The organism is Collinsella sp. AM44-11, assembly GCF_003467145.1.
Lineage (GTDB): Bacteria > Actinomycetota > Coriobacteriia > Coriobacteriales > Coriobacteriaceae > Collinsella.
The window spans coordinates 1-16,119 of record NZ_QSFE01000019.1 but is presented as its reverse complement, the minus strand read 5'-3'; the positions used below and the strand labels follow the sequence as shown (position 1 = coordinate 16,119).

At 61.0% G+C, this 16,119-nt stretch carries 12 protein-coding genes and 1 pseudogene; 10 read left to right on the top strand and 3 right to left on the bottom strand.

Annotation, left to right across the window (positions count from 1 at the left end):
• Positions 1 to 249: 249 nt before the first annotated feature.
• The 3 genes from DW943_RS09595 to DW943_RS09585 all read left to right on the top strand — a co-directional run bounded on the left by DW943_RS09595 (position 250) and on the right by DW943_RS09585 (position 4,112).
• The gene (locus DW943_RS09595; RefSeq protein ID WP_117862887.1) at positions 250 to 2,232 is read left to right on the top strand and encodes a RecQ family ATP-dependent DNA helicase; all 1,983 of its coding nucleotides are present in this window, start codon (positions 250 to 252) and stop codon (positions 2,230 to 2,232) included.
• Positions 2,233 to 2,234: 2 nt separating this feature from the next.
• Positions 2,235 to 2,999 (top strand): GntR family transcriptional regulator, encoded by a 765-nt coding sequence (locus DW943_RS09590; protein WP_117862903.1) that lies wholly within the window; start codon positions 2,235 to 2,237, stop codon positions 2,997 to 2,999.
• A 144-nt stretch (positions 3,000 to 3,143) separates the two neighbouring features.
• Positions 3,144 to 4,112: an SIS domain-containing protein gene (locus tag DW943_RS09585; protein WP_117862886.1), complete on the top strand. Its 969-nt coding sequence runs from the start codon at positions 3,144 to 3,146 to the stop codon at positions 4,110 to 4,112.
• Positions 4,113 to 4,245: 133 nt separating this feature from the next.
• Here DW943_RS09585 and DW943_RS09580 read toward each other — a convergent pair whose 3' ends face one another.
• Positions 4,246 to 5,223: an L-lactate dehydrogenase gene (locus DW943_RS09580; RefSeq protein WP_117563734.1), complete on the bottom strand. Its 978-nt coding sequence runs from the start codon at positions 5,221 to 5,223 to the stop codon at positions 4,246 to 4,248.
• A gap of 211 nt (positions 5,224 to 5,434) precedes the next feature.
• On the opposite strand from DW943_RS09580, the gene metA reads away from it, so the two are divergent.
• Together metA and DW943_RS09570 are read left to right on the top strand one after the other, a co-directional pair.
• Positions 5,435 to 6,361, top strand: a complete 927-nt coding sequence (gene metA, locus DW943_RS09575; protein WP_055250586.1) for a homoserine O-succinyltransferase — start codon at positions 5,435 to 5,437, stop codon at positions 6,359 to 6,361.
• 438 nt (positions 6,362 to 6,799) lie between these two features.
• Positions 6,800 to 7,762, top strand: coding sequence for a hypothetical protein (locus DW943_RS09570; RefSeq protein WP_147348656.1), 963 nt, complete (start codon positions 6,800 to 6,802; stop codon positions 7,760 to 7,762).
• Between the two features lie 218 nt (positions 7,763 to 7,980).
• Here the strand turns inward: DW943_RS09570 and DW943_RS09565 are convergent, their stop codons facing one another.
• Together DW943_RS09565 and DW943_RS09560 are read right to left on the bottom strand one after the other, a co-directional pair.
• Positions 7,981 to 8,577 (bottom strand): 5-formyltetrahydrofolate cyclo-ligase, encoded by a 597-nt coding sequence (locus DW943_RS09565; protein WP_117862884.1) that lies wholly within the window; start codon positions 8,575 to 8,577, stop codon positions 7,981 to 7,983.
• Between the two features lie 123 nt (positions 8,578 to 8,700).
• Complete coding sequence (locus tag DW943_RS09560) at positions 8,701 to 11,739, bottom strand: insulinase family protein (RefSeq protein ID WP_117862883.1); 3,039 nt, start codon at positions 11,737 to 11,739, stop codon at positions 8,701 to 8,703.
• A gap of 481 nt (positions 11,740 to 12,220) precedes the next feature.
• Between DW943_RS09560 and DW943_RS09555 the strand changes: the two genes are divergently transcribed.
• The 5 genes and pseudogenes from DW943_RS09555 (at position 12,221) to DW943_RS09535 (ending at position 16,018) form a co-directional block, all read left to right on the top strand.
• Positions 12,221 to 12,925 carry a GntR family transcriptional regulator gene (locus DW943_RS09555; protein WP_117862882.1) on the top strand — a complete coding sequence of 235 codons (705 nt, stop codon included), beginning with the start codon at positions 12,221 to 12,223 and terminating at the stop codon, positions 12,923 to 12,925.
• A gap of 135 nt (positions 12,926 to 13,060) precedes the next feature.
• Complete coding sequence (locus DW943_RS09550; protein ID WP_117862881.1) at positions 13,061 to 13,480, top strand: PTS sugar transporter subunit IIA; 420 nt, start codon at positions 13,061 to 13,063, stop codon at positions 13,478 to 13,480.
• A 71-nt stretch (positions 13,481 to 13,551) separates the two neighbouring features.
• Positions 13,552 to 14,025: a PTS sugar transporter subunit IIB gene (locus DW943_RS09545; RefSeq protein ID WP_117862880.1), complete on the top strand. Its 474-nt coding sequence runs from the start codon at positions 13,552 to 13,554 to the stop codon at positions 14,023 to 14,025.
• A gap of 240 nt (positions 14,026 to 14,265) precedes the next feature.
• Positions 14,266 to 14,735, top strand: a pseudogene (gene tnpA / locus DW943_RS09540) (IS200/IS605 family transposase).
• Between the two features lie 248 nt (positions 14,736 to 14,983).
• Positions 14,984 to 16,018, top strand: a complete 1,035-nt coding sequence (locus DW943_RS09535) for an SIS domain-containing protein (RefSeq protein WP_117862879.1) — start codon at positions 14,984 to 14,986, stop codon at positions 16,016 to 16,018.
• The last annotated feature ends 101 nt before the right edge of the window (positions 16,019 to 16,119 follow it).

Here is a 16,119-nt window from a genome sequence, read left to right as displayed (position 1 = left end):
TGACGAACGATGGACCGGTCGACGCTGCAAGCCCGCCAGAGCGGCAATCTGCAGAATGAGCGTGGATAATCTCCCGTTTTTGGCTTGGTGACGGGCCCAAAGTGGGAGATTATCCACGCTCATCCGGAAAGTGTCCAAAAATCCACGCTCGTTCCCTCCGGATTGCGTAGCCCATCGCTGGTGGCCGTGGGGCACCGGTCCGCGTGGCGGCGTATAATCGGCGGCAGATGACTTGGACGTTAGGAAACCATGACCGATAGCATGCAGCAGACGGCGCTCGACACGCTCGGCGCCTATTTTGGCTACACCTCGTTTCGCCCGGGGCAGGACCGTATGGTCGATGCGATCCTTGCCGGCTGCGACGCGCTGGGCGTTATGCCCACGGGCGCCGGCAAGTCCATTTGCTACCAGGTGCCCGCGCTCATGCTTCCCGGCATCACCTTTGTGGTGAGTCCGTTGCTGTCGCTTATGGAGGACCAGACCCGCGCGCTGCTCGCGGCGGGTGCGCGCCCCAGTTATCTCAACTCCAGCCTTACTCCGGCCCAGCAAAACACCGTGCTCAAGCGGGCGCGCGAGGGCCGCTACCAACTTATGTACGTGGCGCCCGAGCGCCTGCTCGAGCCGCGCTTTTTAGCCTTTGCGCAGGAGGCCGCGGCGGACGGCGGCATTGGCGTGCCGCTCGTGGCCATTGACGAGGCCCACTGCGTGAGCCAATGGGGCCAGGATTTCCGCCCCGCCTACCTGCAGATTCGTGAGTTCATCGATTCCCTGCCGCAGCGCCCCATCGTGGCGGCCTTTACCGCTACGGCGACTGAGCGTGTGCGCGCGGACATTCAGCAGATGCTCGGCCTGCAAAATCCCGCGACGGTGGTGACGGGCTTCGATCGCAAGAACCTCTACTTTGGCTGCGAGGAGATGGGCGACAAGGCCAAGGCAGCGTGGGTGCGCGACTATGTGATTGCGCATTCGGGCGAGAGCGGCATCGTGTATTGCTCGACCCGCAAGACGGTCGATGCGCTGGCAGGCGAGCTTGCCGAGGCGCTGGGCCCCAGCGGCATTCGCGTTGGCCGCTACCATGCCGGCATGGGCAATGACGCCCGCCGCCAAAGCCAGCGTGCCTTTATTGACGACGATCTTCAGGTGATGGTTGCCACCAACGCCTTTGGCATGGGCATCGACAAGCCCAACGTGCGCTACGTGATCCACAACAATGTGCCCGAGAGCATCGAGGCCTACTACCAGGAGGCGGGCCGCGCCGGCCGCGATGGCGATCCGGCCAGCTGCCACTTACTGTGGAACGGCAACGATTTTCGCATGCGCCGCTTTTTAATCGACCGCGGCGATGCGGCCGACGAGGCGCTCGACGACGAGCAACGCGCGTGGGCGCTCCAAAATCGATATCGTCTGCTCAGCCAGATGGAGGGCTACTGCAATACCACCGGCTGCCTGCGCGAATATATGCTGCGCTACTTTGGCGACGAGGCCGCGGCCGAGCATGCTGCTGCGGCTGGTGCGGGCGCCACCGCCACGGACGACGCCGAGGGCTGCGGCAACTGCAGCAACTGCCTCACTCAGTTCGAGGTCGAGGACGTCACCGATATGGCCCGCGCTGCCGTGCGCTATGTGGCCACGCGTCCCATGCGTTTTGGCAAGTCGCTGATCGCCGACGTGCTCCACGGCGGCAACACCGAGCGCATTCGCCAGATGCATCTGGACGAGGACCGCGGCTACGGTGAGCTGTCGAGCGAATCGGTCGGGCGCATCAAGGACATCATCGGCCAGCTGTGCGGCCGCGGTTATCTGGCCACCTCGCAGGGGCAGTACCCGGTCGTTGGGCTGGGCCCGCGTGCCGGCGAGGTCGAGGATGAGGCGTTCGCCTTTACCGTTAAGCGTCGCGCGTCCAAGCGCAAGGCCTCGGCCCGCGCCCGCCGCGCGGTGGATCTGCTGCGCGAGGAGGCTGAGCTGGATCAGCGCCCGCGCGTGGGCGACGATGCCGAGCTGTTCGAGCGCCTGCGTGCCTTGCGCAAGGAGATCTCGACCGAGCTGGAGATGGCGCCGTATATGGTCTTTTCCGACAAGGCTCTGCGCGGCCTGTGCCGCCTGCGCCCTCAAACGCGCGAGGAGCTGATCCGGGTCAACGGCATTGGCGAGAAAAAGGCCGACGCCTTTGGCGAGCAGTTTATGGCGGCGATTGAAGAATTTGAGTCCGAGCATGCGCGGGATGGAGCGTAATGATGGCAGCCGATAGCAAGACCGAACGTTCCGAGCGCGCCGAGGTGTCCGCCGTGCCGCTGTACCAGCAGGTTATGGACGACCTAAAGGGCGAGATCGCGCGCGGCGTGTACGCGGCCGGCTCGCGTATTCCTTCCGAGATGGAGCTCGCGAAGTCCTACGGCGTGGGACGCATCACCGTGCGCCGCGCCATCGAGGAGCTGTCGCGCGCGGGGTATCTCAGCCGCCAGCAGGGGAGGGGCACGTTTGTGTGCGCGCCCAAGCTCAAGCGCAAGATTCGCCAGAAGGGTGACGTCCAGAGTTTTACTGAGGGTTGTGCTGCCAACGATATGGTGGCCGGAGCGCGCCTGGTGTCGCGCACGGTGGTTGCGGCGACGCGCGAGGACGCGGCGTTTTTTGGCGTGGAGCCCGGCAGTGAGCTTATCGTGGTCGAGCGCGTGCGCACGGCCGACGGCATCCCCGTCATGCTCGAGAACAACGCCTTTGTGCTCGCCGACCATCCCTACCTGCAGACGCTGGCCGCCGAGGACCTCACCGATAACTCGATCTTTGCGCTCGTTGCCGACCACTCGGGCCGCGCGCCGCTCAAGTCCGACCCCTGTACCGTGGAGATTGCGCTGGCGGATGCCCACGCGGCCCCGCTGCTGGAGGTGCCGGTCGGCGAGCCGCTCTTCTATATGGAGGCCTACTTTACCGACGCCGGCGGACGCCCTCTACTGCTCGGACGCCAAAAGATCGTGGGCTCGCGCTACGTCTTCGACATCTAACGTCCACAGATAGAACAACATAGAACAAGTTTGGCGAAATGGCTTCACGAGCGTCGTTGTGCGTGCTATAAATAGAACAATATAGAACGACCGCAGGTACGAGCCATCGTCGTTCAAAACCGCCACAAAAGGAGGGGCATCACCATGAACGCACACGATCTGATTCAGGAAATTATCGAGCGCAAGTGTAAGATCGAGAACGCCTTTTGGATCGCCTGCGGCGGTTCGATGATCGACCTGATGCCGGCTAACGAGCTGCTCAAGCGCGAGGCCACCACGTTTGCCTCGACGGTCTACACGGCACGCGAGTTTTGCCTGATGGCGCCCAAGAGCCTGGGGCCGAAGTCGCTCGTCGTCGCCTGCAGCCACAGCGGCAATACGCAGGAGGTTGTCGATGCCTGCGAGATGGCGCTCGCCGCCGGCGCCGAGGTCGTGACTATGACCGACTACGCGGGCTCCAAGATCGACAACGGCAAGTGGACCACCTGGGTCTATCCGTGGGGCAAGGGCGAGTCGCAGGCCGAGGTCCCGCAGGGCATTGGCGTGCTAATGGCTGCCGAGCTGCTCGACCAGCAGGAGGGCTACGAGGCGCTCGCCGACATCTACGCCGGCCTTAAGCAGATGGACGCGCTGCTGCCCGCCGCCCGCGAGAAGGTCAACGCCGAGCTGGGCGATCACTTTGCCGAGCTCTGCCAGCAGCACAAGTTCTTCTATATCCTGGGATCCGGCCCCAACTTTAGCCAGACCTACGCTATGGCCATCTGTTCACTCATGGAGATGCAGTGGCAGCACTGCTGCTACATCCATTCCGGCGAGTACTTCCACGGTCCCTTCGAGGCCACCGAGCCCGGCGTGTTCTACTTTGTGCAGCTCGGATCGGGTGAGTGCCGCCCCATGGAGGAGCGCGCACTTGCGTTCCTCAACACGCACACCGATACGGTCATGGTACTCGATGCGCTCGAGTACGGCCTGGGCGACGTGCCCGCCAGCGTGCGTTCGTTCTTGGAGCCGATCTTCTTCTACGCGATGAGCTGCGAGCTGCGCGCCGCCCGCGGCAAGGTGTTCGACCACAGCCCCGAGGTTCGTCGCTACATGGGCATCGAGCAGTACTAAGTAACGGGAAAACCATTCACCTTCGATTCGCAAGGGCGCAGCGCGAGTCAAAAAAGCGGGCCGCGCCGGGGATTTCCGGCGCGGCCCGCTTGGTATCGCGCTTAGATTCGCGAGGTGTCGCGGCAACCGACGCTTACTTGGCGTCGTAGGCCTCGGCATCCCACCAGTCGAGCTGGGCGATGTTGTCGCGGATGTGCTGGCAGCTCTTGTGGAAGCCCTCGAGCTCGTGCTCGGAAAGGTCGAGCGTGTAGACCTCCTCGACGCCCTCGGCGCCGATCACGCACGGCAGGGAGGTGAAGATGCCCTCCTCGCCATACTGGCCGGTCATAAGCGTAGAGGCCGAAAGCACGGCGTGCTCGTTGTGCAGCACGGCGGCACAGACGCGCGCGGCGGAGTTGGCGACGGCGTACTCGGTGCACTGCTTGCCCTGGTAGGTTACGTAGCCGCCCTTGCGTGCGAGCTCCTCGACCTCCATGTGGTCGAAGGCGTACTTGTCGGGATTCTCGGCCTGAAGCTCGTTAAGGCTCTTGCCGGCGATGGTCGCGGCCTTAAAGGCGGCAAGCTGGCTAAAGCCGTGCTCGCCGATCATGTAGGCGTCGATGGACTTGGGGCTCACGCCGACCTTCTTGGAGATCTCGGTGCGCAGGCGGGCCGAATCTAGGCCGCAGCCCGAGCCGATGATCTTCTTGGGATCGTAGCCGGTCAGGTGCCACAGCTCGGTGCACACGACGTCGCAGGGGTTGGAGATGCTCACGAAGATGCCGTCGAAGCCGGCGTCGACAATGCGCTTGGCAAAGGTGCGCGCGGCGTCGGTGGTAAAGAACAGCTCGCCGTCGCGGTTACCGGCGGCCAGCGCGACCTTGCCGGCGGCGTTGACGATGACGTCGCAGCAGGCCAGCTCCTCGTAGTGGTCGTAGCAGTTGACGATCTTGGTGTTGTACGGGACAAACGAAAGGGAGTCGCGCAGGTCCTGGACCTCGGACGTCACCTTGGCCTCGTTGATATCGCACAGGTACAGCTCATCGGCAATGCCCTGCATGAGCAGGCTGTTGGCGACATGTGCTCCTACGTGGCCCTGGCCGACCACACCGATCTTACGCGTCTGGTACATATATGTATCCTTTCGGCCGAGTTTTTCGCGTCGAACCATTGTAGCCTCCTGCTATCACTTTGCCAGACTAAAGCGCCATAGATTTTTGGGACATGCCGTAATCTCTACTTTTGGAGTGATTTGGGCCGCTGGCGGTGTCTCGGAGCGATGTACTCGCGCGGATGGGGCCGCTCGTTGTACCATAACTGCAACTGACTCGTAAGGAGCATCCATGCCCATTCGCATTCCCGACGCCCTCCCTGCCGCCGCGCAGCTCGAGAGCGAGAACATCTTTGTCATGACCGAGTACCGCGCGCTGCACCAGGACATCCGTCCGCTGCGCGTGCTCATCCTCAACCTCATGCCCACCAAGATCGCCACCGAGACGCAGATCATGCGCAAGCTCTCCAACACGCCGCTGCAGGTGGAGGTGGACCTGCTGCGCACCAAAACGCACGAGGCCACCCACGTGAGCGCCGGCCACCTGGAGACGTTTTACCGCACGTTCGACGACATCCGCGACATCCACTACGACGGCCTGATCATCACGGGCGCGCCGGTGGAGCAGATGCCGTTCGAGGAGGTCGACTACTGGCCCGAGCTCTGCCAGATCATGGATTGGTCCACCACGCACGTGCACTCTACGCTGCACATTTGTTGGGGCGCGCAGGCCGGTCTGTACCATCATTACGGCATTCAGAAGTATGACCTGCCGGCAAAGGCGAGCGGCGTGTTCGAGCATTATCTGGTCAAGCCGCAAAGCCCGCTGGTCCGCGGCTTTGACGACCGTTTCTATGCCGTGCATTCGCGCAACACCGATGTGCGCCGCGAGGACGTGGAGGCCGAGCCGCAGCTTGAGGTCGTGGCCGTGTCCGACGAGGTGGGCCTGTATATTGTCAAGTCGACCGACAGCCGCCGCTTCTTTGTCTTTGGCCACCCCGAGTACGATACCGACACGTTGCGCCTGGAGTACGAGCGCGACGTGAAGCGCGGTCTCAACCCCCAGGTGCCGGCGCATTACTTCCCGAACGACGACCCCACCGCCGAGCCGCGCAACGTCTGGCGCAGCCAGGCTCAGCTGCTCTACACCAACTGGCTCAACTACTACGTCTACCAGACCACGCCCTACGACCTGGCTCGCGCCGGCGAGGAGCACTAGGCCGCTGTCGTGGCTGTGGCTGCGGCGGTTATCGTGGCCGCTACGCGACGAGCGTGGATAATCGGACGCATGTTGAATGAGCGTGGATAATCTCCCACTTTTGGTCGAGGAACAGGCCCAAAGTGGGAGATTTTCCACGCTCGATTTTTCTGCGGCTGTCGTAGGCGGCAGCACCACGCGTCGAGTGTTTACGGACAGCATCGCAAACTAGGTAGTTTCGAGCCACAGCATATTTTCTTTTAAGGAAATCGACGGCTTTTGAGGCATAAAGATGTGGAGACAGGGACCTCTGGACAACCGCTCTACCTGCAGATATAGAGCATTGGCCTAAAACGTCCAAAACCGTCAAGCATTTGGTCAGCTGCTGGACAGCATTTGGTCAGACTTCGCATGAAACCGTCTGGTACGTTGGCGCCGTTCCAAGAGTTTGGAGGCGACATGGCAAACATGACGGCGAATCAAAGACTTGCAGGTCACATTAAGGCATGCGAACAGCAGATGAGCTGCGTGTACGCGCGAACTGCGGCGGAGGCAAAGCAGATTGAGCGACGGGTGGCGGCGGGAAGTCTAGAGGCGGTCATGCCAGGGCTGTATGCGCGTCCGGAATATTGGTCCGAACTCAAGTTTCGACAGCGTTATCTGCATCGGGTGCGGGCCCTTGCGCAAAAGCATCCCGACTGGACGTTTTGCTCCTATACGGCGGCTGTTATCTATGGCCTTTCGGTTTCGCATGCCAATTTGACGCACATCCATATCGCCGTGGCACCGGCACAATCAACGACGCCGGACTCTCAGGTCGTTCGCCATCGTTATGTTCGTCAAACACGGGCCACCCAGATGGACATTGCCGTGACCGATATCGATCAAACGATTACGGATTGCCTGGTCGATGCATCGTTTGTCGAGGGACTGATCATTGCGGACTCGGCGCTTCATGAGCAGCTGTTGTCGAAGGAGCATCTCGTTGAGGCAGTCAACAAGCTTGGCTTAAATCGTCGCGGTGTTGTGACGGCGCGCAGGGTTGCACGGTATGCCGATGGCCTGTCGGAAAGCGGTGGCGAGTCCAAGGCGCGCGCCCTGATGATCGAGCGCGGCTGGCAGACGCCGGAGCTGCAAATTGAGCTGTTCGACCCGGTTGAGCCGGGACGGCCGTATCGCGTCGACTACTTGTGGCGCGTGGAAGATCGGCTGATCATCGGGGAATTTGACGGATTCGTTAAAAGCGAGAAGGCAGCGGAGGAGGGCAAGCTCGCAAAGGCGCAGTTTGATGAGCGCCAGCGCGAGTCGAGGCTTTCGCTGCTTGATAACTGCAGGATCGTGCGCTTGTGCTGGGATGATCTGAGGGATCCGGCAAAGCTCGATCGCAAGCTCAAAGTTGCCGGCGTGCCGCGTGCATGTTGAGGCGGTTGCGGGGCGTTAAGCTGCACGAGCGTGGATAATCGGACACACGAGCGCGGAAATCTGGACGCGCGTTGATTGAGCGTGGATTTTCAGACATACGAGCGTGGATTATCGGACGTTTGAATAATGAGCGTGGATAATCTCCCGTTTTTTGCCCCCGAACAGTCCCAAAGTGGGAGTTTTTCCACGCTTATCTTGCGGGTGCGATACAACGACATTTAGGCGCTGACGATGTTGGGCAGCGGCAGGTCGTGGACGTCGGTGGGGACGTGGTCGATGCGCTGTTCGTCAAAGGCGATGCCGACGATTTGACATGCGGGCGAGAGCATGGACAGGTAACGGTCGTAGCAGCCGCCGCCGTAGCCCAGGCGCGCGCCGGTTTGGTCGAAGGCCACGAGCGGCACAACAATCATGTCGAGTGCTTCGGCAGGCACGATGGGGAAGCGGTTGCTGCCGATGTCCGCGGCAGCGAAGGTTCGCGTGGGATGAGTGATAAACGGAGCCGCGGACGCATCGTCGGCGGCAACTGCCCGCATGCACATACGCTGGCCACAAGCTGCGGCTTCGGCTGCCGAGAGCATGCACGGATAGGCTGCGCGCCAGCCGCGCGCGGCGGCCGCAGCGGCAAACGCGGCAGGGTCTGCCTCGGAACCCATCGCGGCATAGACGGCAACGGTGCGCGGCGCCGCGGCATCCAAGCGGCCCAGCAGCTCAGCCAGCCGCGTGCAAATGACAGCAGACTTTGCCTTCCGAACATCCAAATCAATCGCATCGCGCCGAGCAATTACCGCCCGCCGCAACTCAGCCTTATCCATCCTAGCCCCCTCCCCCAAACCTACCAAAAAGGGACAGGTTTATTTTGGCAGGTTTTATCTGGGCAAATGTCGAAACCACCACAAAGGTGCCTGTCCCCTTTGTGGTGGTTTTGCTTGCTGTGGCTAGCCCAGCAGGTCGATGACGTTAAAGCCGGCGTTGCTCTTTGCGATGACGTCGCGGCCGCCAAAGACGCAGGTGGGCGACTCGGCTGCGATGCGCGTCACGTCGGTGCCGAGCGAGCGCAGCTCACCGGGCGTGGCGGCGAGCATCTGGGCGCGACGCTCCTCGCGCGCATGCGGATCGAGCCCGGCCAGGTAGGTCGTGTTGCGGCGCTTGGTGAGCGCGTACGGCTTCACCGGCGCGTCCATGCCGCTCACGCAGCTCACGATAAAGCCCTCAAAGGCGGCTTCGTCGGGCTCAAAGCTGCCGAGCCATTCGCCTGCGCGCGCCACGCGCTCAATCGAAGGATCGATCGCCGGGTCGCGGTAGGTGTAAAACGCCGCCTGACGCTCACCTGCCGCGCGGAATCCGCAGCCGTACGCCCCGCCCTTCACGCGGATCTCGTTCCACAGGTAGTCGTAGGAGAGCGCGTTGGCAGCCACGGCCCAAGTGCCTGTCACGTCAATGCCCAGGCGACGCGGGTCGCACGCGCTTGCCGCAAAGCAGATGTCGCTGGGGATCACGAAAGCCTCGTGGCGGTCGCACGGCGCCGGCACCACGAGCGCGTCGCGGCCGGCACCATCGCCCGCACCCAGCCCCAGGTTGCCCGCGGCATCCCAGTACGCGTCAAAGTCCTCATCGCTGCCGGTAAAGCTCGCCATGCAGCCATCGGCCACAAAGATGCGGCCTGCCAGCTCGGTGAGCTTGGCGCGCAGGTCGTCCAGGCGCTCGTCAAAGTGGTCGAGCAGATCGCGCAGGAACAGGTAGAAGTCCACGCCCGAAAGCTGCTCGCGCACCACGGCCGAAGGCGAGCTGTAGCTCATCGCGCGACCGAGCGCCGCCGAGTGACCGTTGTTGATAAAGCCCTGCTCAAGCCCAATGCGAATCTGCGTGAGCACGTCGCGCACGCGGTCGGCGTCGGCATCTGCCAAAAGCGTGCTCGACCATACCTCGCGCGGCAGACTCGCCAGTGCATTAATCTTCTCGGACAGGGCGCCGGCGCTCACCAGCAGGTAGGGGCGCACGCCGTCCACGTCGGGCTGGGTCATGACTTCGGTCGTAAAGCTCAAAAAGCCCAGCTTGCCAGCGAGCAAGTTGTCGAGTTCCTCGGCCGAGTGCTCGCGCGTGGACAGCTGCTTAAGCAGGCGGCAGAGCAGCGTCACATAGGGCAGGTCCTCAAACGCGACGCAGCTCAGGTCGAAATACTGCATGGCGTAGGCCAGGCGGTTGGTAGGGATGTCGTGGCGCAGACAGGGGATGGGCGCGGTCGTGTCCACGACCAGTGACGGTTCGGGGCGTGCCTCGCCAATGTCGGACACGCGCAGGCGCGGCAGCGTGGCCTTGTCCTCGGGCGTGTCCTCGGCTTCCTGCGCGGCACGCAGCGCGGCCGTGCGCTCGACCACGTCGGCCAGCTCGGAATCGGTCATGGCGTCGCGCTTGGCTGCCAGCTCGATGGCCTCGGCACCCTCCGAACCCTCGGCGGCGTCCACCGGCACCAGCTCGACGAGCGCCATGTGATCGTTCTGCAGCACCAGCTCGCGCAGCAGGTCCTCAAAATAGCTGCCGTCCAGCTCGCCTCGCAGCTCCTCGTACACCGGGCCGTACTTGAGTGCCAGCGTCGCGGCGTCGTCATCGTAGAGCCAGGTGCTCAGCGCGTCGCACGCAATGGCCACGCCGTCGGCGATGCCGTAGTCGCGCTGGCGCAGATCGTATTCGTTGCTGCTGATGATGGCTTCCAGGCGCTCGCGCGGAACGCCGTGCTCGCACAGGTCGCGGCAGGCGTTCTGGAACATGCGACGCAGCTCGCGCGCCACGCCGGGCTGCGCGTTTTGCAGCATGATGAGCTCGTAGGGCTGCAGGCTCTCGGCCGCGGTGTAGCTCACCACGTTGCCGCCCAGGCCGGCGGCCAGAATGGCCTTCTTAACCGGTGCTTCGTTGGAGCCCAGCAGTGCCTCGAACAGGATATCCGCCGCGATCGTGCGCTTGCGGTCGAGCGCGCTGCCCAACACAAGGCCCAGGCCCACCAGGGCGTTCTCGGGTGTAGTGGCCATCTCGACGTGCTTGTACTCGCAGGTCACGGGCGCCTGCACGCCCAGCGGATTGGGCGCCAGCGCGGACGGGTCCTCGCCGGCGGCGACGGCAGCGTCCATGCGGCGGCTTGCGGCACTCGGCTGCGACAGATAGCGCTCGTCCAAAAAGGCCAGTGCGCGGTCCACGTCCAGGTCGCCGTAGAGCGTGATGTAGGAGTTGGAAGGATTGTAGTGGCGCGCATGCGTGTCCAGGAACTGCTCGTAGGTGAGCGCGGGAATCGCGCGCGGGTCGCCGCCGCTTTCGTGCGCATAGGCGGTGTCGGGATAGAGCGCGGCGTTGACGGCGTCGTCCAGCACGCTCATGGGGTCGGACAGCGCGCCCTTCATCTCGTTGAACACCACGCCGTTATAGCGCAGCGTGCCCTCGCGCAGGCTCGCGGAGCTGCTGTCGCCTTCGCCCTCGGCGCTCTCCGGCAGGTCCAGCTCGTAGTGCCAGCCCTCCTGCTCAAAAATGGTGGGCTTGGTATAGATGGCCGGGTTGAACACCGCGTCCAGGTACACGTCCATCAGGTTGTACAGGTCCTGCTCGTTGGTGGTGGCAACGGGGTAGATGGTCTTGTCGGGGTAGGTCATGGCGTTGAGAAACGTCTGCATGGAGCTCTTGATCAGGTCGACAAACGGCTCCTTGACGGGAAACTTGGCCGACCCGCACAGTACCGAGTGCTCAAGAATATGGAACACGCCGGTGGAATCGGCCGGCGGCGTCTTAAAGCCAATGGCAAAGGCCTTGTTCTCGTCATCGCATGCCAGGTACAGCAGGCGAGCGCCCGAGGCGGTGTGGCGCAGCACATAGGCGTCCGAGTCGAGCTCGGGCACGGTCTCGCAGCGCTCGACGGCAAAGCCGTGGCAGGTAGTGCCGGGCACTAGCAGCGCGGCGGCAGCGGCGCGCGGGTCGGTTGAGGTGGTGGGCATATGCAGTCTCCTTTGACGCCCCAGCGGGGGCGAATCGAGTCGAATCCCCGAGAGTATACCCATATGGGACCTTCGACCAATCTGCCGCACGAGCGTGGATTTTCGGACAAACGAGCGTGGAAATTCGGACGCCCGCCAAATGACAGTGGATTTTCGGACGAAATCGGCCGTCAAAAGTTCAAAAACCGTCCAAATATCCACGCTCGTGCGTCAACTACGTGTCTCTCACCTCACATTCATTTCTACGACGAGGGATGACTGAGAGACAGACAGAAGATAAAAATCAATCGGCTTATCGGATGCATATACCGCCATCAGATTGAAGCTGTATGCGGAAATGGATGGACTCTACACCGCTTACGCAAAATAACCCCTCGTTTGCTGAAACATTATAGGAAATGGCGTGGAGTGCTAAAAAGTTCTAATACAATATAAGTCATTTATCTATAAGCTGCTGATTCCTTGTAAAGGTATGGTTGATATGGTTGAGGCAAATAGCGTTATCCCCCTGTACAAACAGATTGTTCGTGCGCTTTCTGATTCAATCGCCAACGGCACGTACCGCCCGGGAGATAAGCTTCCGACCGAGGCGGAGCTGATCGAGCAATTTGGCGTGAGCCGAATAACGGTTCGCTCCGCAATTAAAGAAATGGAAGATGCTGGGCTTGTTGAGAGGGCCCGCGGCAAGGGCACATTCGTTTCGTCGGACACGCAGATGTATGCCGCGGACGACCGTGAGAGCTTTACCCATTCGTGCCAGCTTGCGGGCAAACTGGCGTCTACCAGGGTTCTCGAAATGGGCTGGGACTTCCCAAGTCTGCGAGACGCGAAGTTCCTGGGCGTAGACGATACCCAAAAGGTATTGCGTAGCCGTCGTCTGCGCCTTGTGGATGGCAAGCCCACGATGCTGGAAACCAATAGCTATTCCGCTGCGCTTTCTTTTTTGGAGCATGAGTCCCTCGATGATTCGCTGATGGCGGTACTCGATCGCCAGGGGATCAAGATGGGTCCCAACACGCGTACGCTCGAGGTCTGCTATGCGAGCGAGCTCGAGGCGGCATACCTTAACGTGGAGCTGGACTCTTCGCTGCTTCTGTTTGTCGATAGACGTTATGCCCCAAGTGGCGAGCCGCTTTTCATCTCCCGTCAGGTGTACTGCACCGAGCGACTGAAGTTCTATTTGTAAATTAGAGATAGATTGGTCGATTTACCGACCAATTGTTACCGTTCGCGGATTTGGAAAATAGACACACCACGTAGGGTAGATTGCTAATATACTTTGTTATGACAATATAGTACGTCCTATTGATATTGGAGAACTATGAATAAGATATTGCTAGCGAGTCATGGTTATCTCGCCCAAGGCATGAAAAGCTCTCTGGAGATTCTGATGGGCACCAACGACCGAATCGAGTGCCTGTGCGCCTATGTCGATGACGATTCAAGGGACGTCGCGGCGTTGATTGATGCATGGATGGAGACGAGGGACCCTGCCGACTCTTGGTTTGTCGTGACTGACATCTTTGGCGGCTCTGTAAACAACGAATTCATTCAGAGGCAGACTGCCGGATCGTTTGCGTTGATCGCCGGAATGAACTTGCCGCTGCTGGTGGAAATGGTTACACAGCTGGACTCTCTGGATGCGGACAAGGCCAAAGCCGCGGTCGAGGGATCGCGTTCGTTTATTCAGCTTTGCGAGGCGGCGGACATGCTTGCCGGCGCCGAGGAAGAAGATTTCTAGTTAGTTCTGGTTCGAGCCCTAGCTAGGGGTCGCACCTGTCATTCCCTTTATCACGTGCGGAGATGATAACGATGATTAAGCTTACGAGAGTTGATTACCGACTGATTCACGGCCAAGTTGCCATGTCCTGGACTCACGCTTTGGATGTAGATTGCATTCTGCTCGCCAGCGATGCTGTGGCAAAAGACGACATGAGGAAGGCGGCCTTGAGGCTCGCCCGCCCCAGCGGCGTTAAACTCGTCATCAAGGATGTTGACGCTGCTATCGAGGCGCTCAACAGCGGCGTTACCGACAAGTATTCGCTGTTTATCATCGCTGAGACGATTGAAGATGTCTATCGTCTCGCTAAGGGTTGCAAAGACATCAAAGAGATCAATCTGGGTGGAACCCGAAAGACCCCCGAGACCACGCTTCATCCGACCCCTGCAATCTTCGCGACCGAGAAAGATGCCGAGCATATCCAAGAACTCCTGGGCGATGGCGTGGCTATCGAAATCCGTCAGGTTCCCAATGACGCTAAGGTGTTTGCCAAGGACGTTTTTTAGCCGAAAACATGCTGGTGCTCGGTATTTATTGAACCGATACTCTATGTCTAAGCCCGTCGATCATTTGATCGACGGGCTTTTTATTAAAGGCTTTAGCCTGTGCGGGGCGCGCAGCGCGCCGCATCAGAAACCACCCGCTATGCGGGTGGGGACAACCGGCTTTACAAAGCCGCCCCCTCGCCGGACACTTGCGATTGTTCAGGCCGCAAGGAATCCGAGTCGAGAGGGCGGTGGTGGCGTATGGCCCAGAAGGCCTACAGCCTGTCGCACACGAAGTGGATGTGCAAGCACCACGTCGTGTTCACGCCGAAGTATAGGCGCAAAGCCATCTACAACCAAACAAGGTCCGACCTCGGGGAGATCTTCAGGAAGCTCTGCCAGTACAAGGGGATAGAGATCATCGAGGGGCACCTGATGCCCGACCACGTCCACATGCTGCTGGCGATACCGCCGAAGTACAGCGTGTCGAGCGTGATGGGCTACCTGAAGGGGAAGAGCTCGCCGATGGTATTCGACAGGCACGCGAACATGAAGTACAAGTTCGGCAACAGGAAGTTCTGGGCCGAGGGCTACTACGTGTCCACCTTCGGCCTGAACGAGGCCACGATCGCGAAGTGCATCCGGGAGCAGGAGAAGGCGACATCGCGCTCGACCGGCTGGGCGTCAGGGAGCACGAGGACCCCTTCGATAGGGGGCCGGGGCGCAAGTAGCGCCGGTTTGACCGGCCCGTCACGGGTCAACCTGCAGTGCGGCCCGAACCCCGTGAGGGCCGGCGCCTTTAGACGCGTGCCGGAAATCCAAGGGTTATACCCTAAGAGCAAACCACCCCTTTTAGGGGTGGTTTTGATTGAAGAAAAATCAAAAAAATTTGAAATAGTTCTTGCATAGTTAGTTATATAAAGTATTATAACGTCATGGGATGAATGAAGGGTTCATCCAAGTGAGTTAGGAGTAAGGGATGTTCAATTTCGATGAGCCTCGTTACGAGAAGGTTGTGAGCGATGCCCTCGCTCTCCGTCCTCAGATTGAGGCTGCCGTGGACGAGGTCTGCGAGCAGGGCTATTCCAACATCTTCTTCATCGGCTGCGGCGGCACCTGGGCCCACACGCTCCCGATGAAGTATTGGGTCGAGACCACCACGGCCGACGTCGACGTCCACTGCGAGATCGCCGCTGAGTTCCTCGCGTGCCCGCCCAAGGCCTTCAACAAGGACTCGGTCTGCGTCTTCTCCACCCGTACCGGCACCACCCCCGAGATCATCGAGGCCGCCAAGTTCTGCCAGGAGCAGGGCGCCCGCACGCTGATGTATGTCTCCAACGACAACACTCCGGCCACCGAGTACGCCGATTACAAGTTCTTCAGCTTCGCCGAGGACGACGTTCTGTGCGAGGCCATCTACACCTACCAGATCACGCTGGTCGCCCGCTTCCTCAAGAACGCCGGCGCCTTCCCCAAGTACGACACCTTCATGGAGGAGTTCGGCAACATCGCTCCGTTCCTCATCAAGGCCAAGGACGCCCAGGACGAGCGCTGCGCCGCCATGGCCGAGGACTTCAAGGACACCGACTACCACATGGTGATCGGCTCCGGCATGCTCTGGGGCGAGGCCTACGACTACGCCATGTGCATCCTCGAGGAGATGCAGTGGATCAAGACCAAGTCCATCCACGCCGCCGAGTTCTTCCACGGCACCATCGAGCTGTGCGAGGAGGGCACGAGCCTCATCATGCTCTACGGCGAGGACGACACCCGTAAGCTCATGGACCGCGTGGACAACTTCACTCACATGCTCGCCGACGAGAAGGGCGTCCATGTCCGCGTGAACAAGTTCGACACCGCCGAGGTCGAGCTGCCGTTCAGCGACCCCGAGTTCCGCAAGATCGTCTCCCCGATGGTCACCTACACCATCACCGAGCGCCTGAGCTGCCATCTCGAGCACGTCCGCAACCACCCGCTCACCACGCGTCGCTACTACCACCAGATGAACTACTAATCCTTTCAAATTGCTGCTGTTGTCTGCAGGCGAGACGTGCTGAACGTCTCGCCTGCAGGCTTATTCAAGACTTTAGTCTGCTGGCCGCGCAGCGGCCAGCT